Source organism: Microbacterium sp. (assembly GCF_036277215.1).
In the GTDB taxonomy this organism is placed as follows: Bacteria; Actinomycetota; Actinomycetes; order Actinomycetales; family Microbacteriaceae; genus Microbacterium.
Window position 1 is genome coordinate 1 of sequence record NZ_DASUNI010000326.1, and the last position, 6638, is coordinate 6638.

Consider the following 6638-nt stretch of genomic DNA (forward strand, 5'->3'; position numbering starts at 1 on the left):
CGGGTGGTCGAAGTCGGCCATCGACTGACCGCCGCATGTCGGGCATTCCCAAACGCCTGCGATGCTGCGCATGACGGTGTCCAAATCGTCGGGGCAGCGGGGGTGAGCTCCTATGTTGAATGCGTCCACCCGAAGAACGTAGTGACTCCGTGCACGAGCCCGGGAACGCCGATGTTTCGACCGCGTAAAAAGTCGCCCCTGGCCTTCTTGACGGTCGCAGATGGCCATCCAGGGTCTCGGGGCAGATGGGTCGGTCGTCGGAATGCGGCTCAGGGAACCTCAACGCGGAGATCCGGACGGACGACCGGAGCCGCCGGGCGGCATCTCGTGACCTGTTGGATCGGGAGCAACTGCGTTGTATCGTCGCGATCATGACACAAGTGGTCCTCGTGACCGACACCTGGTGGAAGGTCGTCGACGTCGAGAGCGCCGACGAAGTGGTCGATGTGGAGGGCATGTCGTGGGAGCGGGACGGCACTCACCCCGGGAATCTCGCCGCCGGTGATCGACCATCGGAGATCCCTCCTGAGGTTCCGAGGTACGTTCCGTCCGTCGGCGCTTGATCGGCGACGCGTCACGCCTGTCAAGGGGGTCGTCGGAAAATCCCAGAGTCTCTACCGTCAGCTCCAGCCCGCGCCCGGACTCGCATAGCTGCCGCCTTCCCCCAGCGGCGGCAGTGGAGAACGGCGAGGGCTAGGTGCCGTCGGAGACCGCTGCCGCTGCAGTGCGTCCGACGGCACCGCCGGGCACGCCGCCGCGCTGATCGCCCCGGCGGCTCGCGTCGCCACGTCCGCCCGAGCCTGTTCGCTGCAGGTTCGGCAGTCACGACGCCGCCACTGCCCGACCCCAGCGCGTGATCGGCGCACAACACCGGCCTGGGCGCGGCATTACATTGCGCGCGCAGGCGATGAGTACGAAATCAGCCTTGGGCATCCATGCGAGCGTGCGATCCCTGGAGGGCACTCGGGCGGGTGGGCTCACCGACACCGGTCAGCTCTGTGCCGGCGACGGTGAGCCTGTCGATCGCCAGCTCTTCCATTTGCACCTTGCCCACGGCAATCCCAGGCGCCGTTGGCTTGACAGCCTCCACCTGATCACCGTCGACGTACTCGGCGACCAGCATGATTCCACCGGACGAGTTGGCGGAGTGCGCGAGCTCTTCGATCCACTGCCGGCTGAGTTCCGCTGGTTCCGGGTCCTCGAAGACGAATCGCAAGGGGATGGACGGGTGCAGCCAGATCGTGCTGCGGCCCGGTGGCTGATCTGGGGGGTGTCTCCACGACAGGGTGAAGCTCTCGCTGCGCCGGAGTTTGGTCGCGATGACCACCTTGAGGTGCGCGAGCGCGCGGTCCTCGATATGGATCGGTGAGGCTGATCCCCCGTAGAAGATGGTGCCCACGCGATCAGGGTATTCCTCCTCGCTTCCTCTCGCTACGGTCGGCGCATCGTCGAGGAACCCGTCGGCTAGATCAGCTCCTCCCAGTTCGGGCCGCTCAACTCCACCGTCCAGCGGCGGCCACCCGGCGACTCCGGTGACATCGCTCGCAAGCCGGCTTTATCGAGTAAGTCGATGATGGTGTCAACGTCGAGCAACTCCTCGGCGGAGTTCGTCGGTCGTGCCAATGGTTTCGATCAGCCAGCCGATGCGTATCTGCGCGCGGTGGATCGACCCGTCAGCCGCGACGAACGGGATGTCGACCACGTCCAGCCGACGAGCTCGCGCGAGGGTAAGTGCGTACGCCGCGACAGCGTCGGCGATTTCAGCTCCGGTGCGGAATTCTCCTCGCGCCGCGAGCGCGGGTCGCCTCCCGGCATCACCGGTCGGCGGGTCCCACGAGCCACCTTCGCGCAGTCTGTGCGTATGAAAACTGGGAGCGTCGAAGCTCACGGCCGGCCTCCCGGTACCAATGAGTGAACAGGATGCCGATCACGAGGACGTGGACCACGTCACCCGCGTAGTACATGAGCATCGCGCCGGCCTGACCCTGAAGAGCATCCACCCCCGCGGGCGGGTCAGAGTAGATCAGCTTCGCAAGGATGCCGTGTGACGCGAGCGCGAGAACCAACACAGCGAGGCGTACGCGGTACCCCGCTCGATGCGGAGCCGGATCGACCGGGATGATGGCCACGGTGAACAGGTATCCGGCGAGAAGGAAGTGGCTCGTCACCATCAGATGCACGAGCACGTTCTGCTGCATCATCGCGTACAGGTCGGTTCTGTATAGGAGCCACAGCCCGCCGACGCTGAGCACGGCTCCAACGATCGGGAGCGCCGAGATCCGCGCCGGCCAACTCAAGAGAACTCTGGATAACCGGCGGGCCGGAGTGACGCGCAGGGTGCGAAGGGCGAGCGTCACCGGCGCGGCGAGCACGAGCAGTAGCGGCGCGATCATGCCCACGAGCAGATGCGACGACATGTGGGCGACGAAATTGCTGTGGCCGGCATCCGCAAGTGGGCCGGCGAACCCCGCCGCGGCGGCGCTGACGCCGAGGACCCACGCGCCGGAGCGATACCACGGCCATTCGCGTCCGCGACGCGCCTGGATGCTCACGCCGCTTAGGTAGAGCACGGCCGCGAAGATGAACGGAATTGCCAGGATCAGTGCGACGCTCAGCGCGGGCTCGGTGTGCTCGTGCATGCGTTATGCCACAGGAATGGTGCTGGGCCGCGTGCGAACCGTCAGAACGATCCCGGCGATCACGAGCACCGTCGCGACGATGTTCCAGGTCAGGTCGTAGGCAAGCACGTCGGGGACGTATCTGATCTGATGAATGCCGAGAAGCTTGTGCTGGACCGTCCCGTCGTACAGCTGGAACAGGCCTGCCCCGAGCAGCACTCCACCCCACCAGCGAGTCTGCCAGAACGCACGACGACGGCGGAGATCAGCCAGCAGGAACAGTCCACCGATTGTCGCCGCCCAGCTGAGAGCGTGGAAAAGACCGTCGGACACGAGGCCGATCTCGGGCGTCGCGAGATCGTAGAAGTGGTGCCAATGCAGGATCTGGTGGAACACAGCCTCATCGACGAATGCCACCAGGCCGACCCCGAACAGGATCCCCGACCATAGGTTCCGGCGTGAAAACGCCCACCGCGCCCGGTAGTCCACCGGCGCGGGCGAGTTGGAAGGGGTGAGCATGTCAGTCCACGCCCACCGCTCGTGCCGCCTCCACGGCCGCGCGGACGTCGCCGTGGTACGGCGCGCCATGACCCGGGAGCACCAACGTGGCCCGCGTCGCGGCAAAGACGTCCAACATGAGCAGCGCTTCGGTGCTGTCTGCGGTGGCGGCGCGGGCAACCACGCGCGGCCCCTTGCGCCCTGTGTACGGATCAAGTGTCACCAGGGCATCGCCAGAGAACAGGATCCCCATGCTTCCGAGGTGGAACCCGCAGTGCCCGCGCGTGTGACCGGGCGACCACATCGGAGTGAGGCCCCCGGCAACCGGCAGCGAGACACCTGGTTCCACATCGGGCAGCGCGTCGACGCCTTTGATCCGCAATGCGCCGCCGGCGGCCATGCCGGCCAGGATCGGGATGGATTTGGGGTAGCGCACCGGGTAAAGCAGGCGAGACGCCTCGTGACGGTAGCGGTACGGGTGGCGTGCCAGCTCCTGATCCCGCGGGTGGACGTGGATGGGGACCCGGTGTTCGCGGTTCAGGCGTTCGCACATCCCGACGTGATCGAAATGCCCATGGGTCAGGACGACCGCATCGAGATCGGCCGGCGTCGCTCCGAACGACGCCAGTGCTGAGACGAGGCGCGGCCATGTGCCGGGCAGCCCCGCGTCGACGAGTACGATGCCGTCGTCCGCTCGAATCAGATAACAATTGACCGCCGCGCGCTCGAGCCAGTACACGCCCTCCGCGACGACCTTGAACGGTTCCATTGTTCTCGCCATGAGCCCAAGCCTCCACCGGCGTGTTATCGACGCTCAGCCCTTGCCCGGTCGCTTCGGAGGTGCTACTCGTCGACTGAGCCCGGTCCGGTTTCCGGATGCCTGGCGGCGCGCGGCCAGGGATCTGAAAGCGGGTGGAGAGATGGCGGGCTGCCCTTGTTCACCGCAACCGTGAGTAGCGTGAGGTCGAGCGGTCGGCTCGTCGGGCGGTTGCCGAGGGCGTGCCGGGGTGCAGCGGAAGGAGACTCACGATGGCGGAGCAGGCGAAGAAGAAGCCGACGGGATCCTCCGCCGGTCGCCTCAGTCGAGACCTGATCGTCCAGACCGCGCTGGGGCAAATCGACCGTTCCGGCGCGCAAGGCCTGTCGATGCGGTCCTTGGCGCAGGAGCTGGGCGTAGAGGCCATGTCGCTGTATCGGTACGTTCACGGACGAGAGGATCTACTCGAAGGGGTGGTGGCTCTGCTGATGGGCAACCTCACAACGAGTCTTGACGAGGAGCTCGCGGAGCATTGGCAGGGATTTCTGCAGACCGTCGCACATGAGGTACGGCGGATCGCGATCGATCATCCGAAGGCCTTTCCGCTCGTGGCCACCCGGCATCCCGCCGCCCCCTGGCTGCGGCCGCCGCTGCGCAGCGTGGAAGTCGTCAACACATTCCTCACCGCGCTGATCGGCCATGGCTTCAGCGATGCGCAGGCGGTGGACGCGTACCGTTCGTTCAGCAGTTTCCTCCTCGGGCAGCTGCTCCTGGAGTCCGCGGTGCGCGGGGCCGAGACCGCCCCCGTTGAAGAGCCTCTCGACGAGGGGAACGCGGACATCCCCGAGCGTGACGGGCAGATCGGCTTGGACAGCGCGCCCGAGGTGCGACGCCTCCGCGCACTGCTGAGCGAGGACCGCAGCGACGAGGAATTCGAGGTGTCGCTGGAGGTTCTCCTGGACCGTCTGAACCGGGAACTCACGCAGTGACCTCGGGCAGACTTACTGTGTAAGCAGGGAACAGTACGCGCAATGTCGCGTGAACACAACCACCCCTGACCGGGCAACGCGGGCGCCTACCGTCGGGACATGAGCAGCAGCAATAACACCCCTGAGTATCGGGAACCCGGCGCGCCGGTGTACGACGCCGATTCCCGCAACGCCGCCGTCCCTGTCGACGAGACCCACACCCTCCGCAACGACGTCCACGAACGCGAGAAGGCGGAGTTCGGCGGGTTCAAGTTCGGATCCGCGTTCTTCGGCTGGCTCACCGCGATGGGAACCACCGTCCTCCTCACCGCGCTGGTCGCCGCCATCGGCGCCGCCGCCGGCCTGGGCAGCGGCACCACCGCGGACGAAGCCGCCGACGCCGCCGCGGACAACGCCGGCATCGTGGGAATCGTCAGTGCCATCGTGATCGGTCTGGTGCTGTTGATCTCCTACTTCGCCGGTGGCTACGTCGCCGGGCGGATGGCGCGGTTCAGCGGCCTCAAGCAGGGCATCGCCGTATGGATCTGGGCTATCGCGATCGCGATCGTCGTCGCCATCATCACCGCGATCGCCGGCGCGCAGTGGGACATCCTCTCCAACTTGCAAAGCTTCCCCCGCATCCCGGTCACCCCGGAAACGGCAACCCTGACCGGCATCCTCACCGCCCTCGGCGCGGCCGCGATCACCCTGATCGGTGCGATCCTCGGCGGCCTCACCGGGATGCGCTACCACCGCAAGGTCGACCGCGTCGGCCTCGGCCGCTGACCCACCCACTCGCCAATAGTCACATCACCCAGTTGAAAGGCAATACCCGCATGATCAGTGAACAGAACATCGCCAGCCTCGTCGGAGCCAACGTCACCGACCCCGACGGCCACAAGATCGGCACGGTCGGCCAGATCTACGTCGACCCGACCTCCGGGCAGCCCAACTGGGCGACGGTCGTGACCGGATTCTTCGGGACCTCCGAGTCGTTCGTGCCCCTCGACCAGGCGGACACCGTCGACGGAGACCTGCGTGTCCCGTACTCGAAGGACTTCGTCAAAGACGCCCCCCGCATCGACTCCGACACCGACCTCACCGACGGTGAAGAAGCCAGCCTGTACGACTACTACCAGGCATCCGGCACCACCCACCGCTCCGGGTTCGACACCACCGCCAACGCACCTGCCGGCGGAAATGTCGACGCGACCGAGGGATATGACACCTCCGGACCCACGACCGACGACGCGATGACGCTCTCCGAGGAGCAGTTGCACGTCGGCACCGAACGAGTGGAGACGGGCCGCGCCCGCCTGCGCAAGTACGTCGTGACCGAGCAGGAGACCGTCACCGTCCCGGTCAGCCACGAAGAAGTCCGCCTCGAGCGCGAGCCGATCACCGACGCCAACGTCGGCGATGCGCTCGCCGGCCCCGACATCAGCGAGGAAGAGCACGAGGTCGTCCTCACCGAGGAGCGACCCGTGATCGCCAAGGAGACTGTCCCGGTCGAGCGGGTTCGCCTCGGCACCGAAACGGTGACGGACACCGAACAGGTCAACGCCGAGGTCCGCAAGGAAGAAATCGAGCTCGACGACGACACCCGCACCGCCGGCCGCTGACAAGCGAGGGCCAGGCGGACCAGGCAGGAGCGAGGGGTGAAGAAGGCCGGTGACGACGTGGAAGACGTCCTGACCGACAAGTAGTCCCGAGCGTATCGGTGTCCGGCGTCACAGCCGGGCACCGATTCGCCGCTCTGCACCCGCCCGGGCGCGTGGGTCCCGTCCATCCTGGGCG

General features: G+C 66.6%; 7 protein-coding genes and 1 pseudogene. 4 read left to right on the forward strand and 4 right to left on the reverse strand.

Features of this window, described 5'->3' with window-relative positions; all coding sequences use genetic code 11:
• Nucleotides 1-371: 371 nt before the first annotated feature.
• On the forward strand, nt 372-563 hold the full coding sequence (locus VFX99_RS15725; RefSeq protein WP_329667234.1) for a hypothetical protein: 192 nt from the start codon (nt 372-374) through the stop codon (nt 561-563).
• 533 nt (nt 564-1096) lie between these two features.
• Here VFX99_RS15725 and VFX99_RS15730 read toward each other — a convergent pair.
• From VFX99_RS15730 to VFX99_RS15745, 4 genes and pseudogenes are all read right to left on the reverse strand, one after another.
• Nucleotides 1097-1399, reverse strand: a pseudogene (locus VFX99_RS15730) (hypothetical protein); the annotation flags it as partial.
• Nucleotides 1400-1814: 415 nt separating this feature from the next.
• A complete protein-coding gene (locus tag VFX99_RS15735; protein ID WP_329667235.1) occupies nt 1815-2639 on the reverse strand; it encodes a cytochrome c oxidase assembly protein in 825 nt (274 codons plus the stop codon).
• A gap of 3 nt (nt 2640-2642) precedes the next feature.
• Complete coding sequence (locus tag VFX99_RS15740; RefSeq protein ID WP_329667236.1) at nt 2643-3137, reverse strand: DUF2243 domain-containing protein; 495 nt, start codon at nt 3135-3137, stop codon at nt 2643-2645.
• 1 nt (nt 3138) lies between these two features.
• Nucleotides 3139-3855: an MBL fold metallo-hydrolase gene (locus VFX99_RS15745; RefSeq protein ID WP_329667237.1), complete on the reverse strand. Its 717-nt coding sequence runs from the start codon at nt 3853-3855 to the stop codon at nt 3139-3141.
• A gap of 290 nt (nt 3856-4145) precedes the next feature.
• On the opposite strand from VFX99_RS15745, the gene VFX99_RS15750 reads away from it, so the two are divergent.
• From VFX99_RS15750 to VFX99_RS15760, 3 genes are all read left to right on the forward strand, one after another.
• The gene (locus VFX99_RS15750) at nt 4146-4862 is read left to right on the forward strand and encodes a TetR/AcrR family transcriptional regulator C-terminal domain-containing protein (protein ID WP_329667238.1); all 717 of its coding nucleotides are present in this window, start codon (nt 4146-4148) and stop codon (nt 4860-4862) included.
• Between the two features lie 99 nt (nt 4863-4961).
• On the forward strand, nt 4962-5627 hold the full coding sequence (locus tag VFX99_RS15755; RefSeq protein ID WP_329667239.1) for a hypothetical protein: 666 nt from the start codon (nt 4962-4964) through the stop codon (nt 5625-5627).
• A 50-nt stretch (nt 5628-5677) separates the two neighbouring features.
• Nucleotides 5678-6463, forward strand: a complete 786-nt coding sequence (locus VFX99_RS15760) for a PRC and DUF2382 domain-containing protein (RefSeq protein ID WP_329667240.1) — start codon at nt 5678-5680, stop codon at nt 6461-6463.
• Nucleotides 6464-6638: the final 175 nt, after the last annotated feature.

Excerpts from the sequence above, each read along its gene's own strand:
- VFX99_RS15725 (WP_329667234.1), top strand. The coding sequence starts at position 372 with ATGACACAAGTGGTCCTCGTGACCGACACCTGGTGGAAGGTCGTCGAC.
- VFX99_RS15735 (WP_329667235.1), bottom strand. The coding sequence starts at position 2,639 with ATGCACGAGCACACCGAGCCCGCGCTGAGCGTCGCACTGATCCTGGCA.
- VFX99_RS15740 (WP_329667236.1), bottom strand. The coding sequence starts at position 3,137 with ATGCTCACCCCTTCCAACTCGCCCGCGCCGGTGGACTACCGGGCGCGG.
- VFX99_RS15750 (WP_329667238.1), top strand. The coding sequence starts at position 4,146 with ATGGCGGAGCAGGCGAAGAAGAAGCCGACGGGATCCTCCGCCGGTCGC.
- VFX99_RS15755 (WP_329667239.1), top strand. The coding sequence starts at position 4,962 with ATGAGCAGCAGCAATAACACCCCTGAGTATCGGGAACCCGGCGCGCCG.
- VFX99_RS15760 (WP_329667240.1), top strand. The coding sequence starts at position 5,678 with ATGATCAGTGAACAGAACATCGCCAGCCTCGTCGGAGCCAACGTCACC.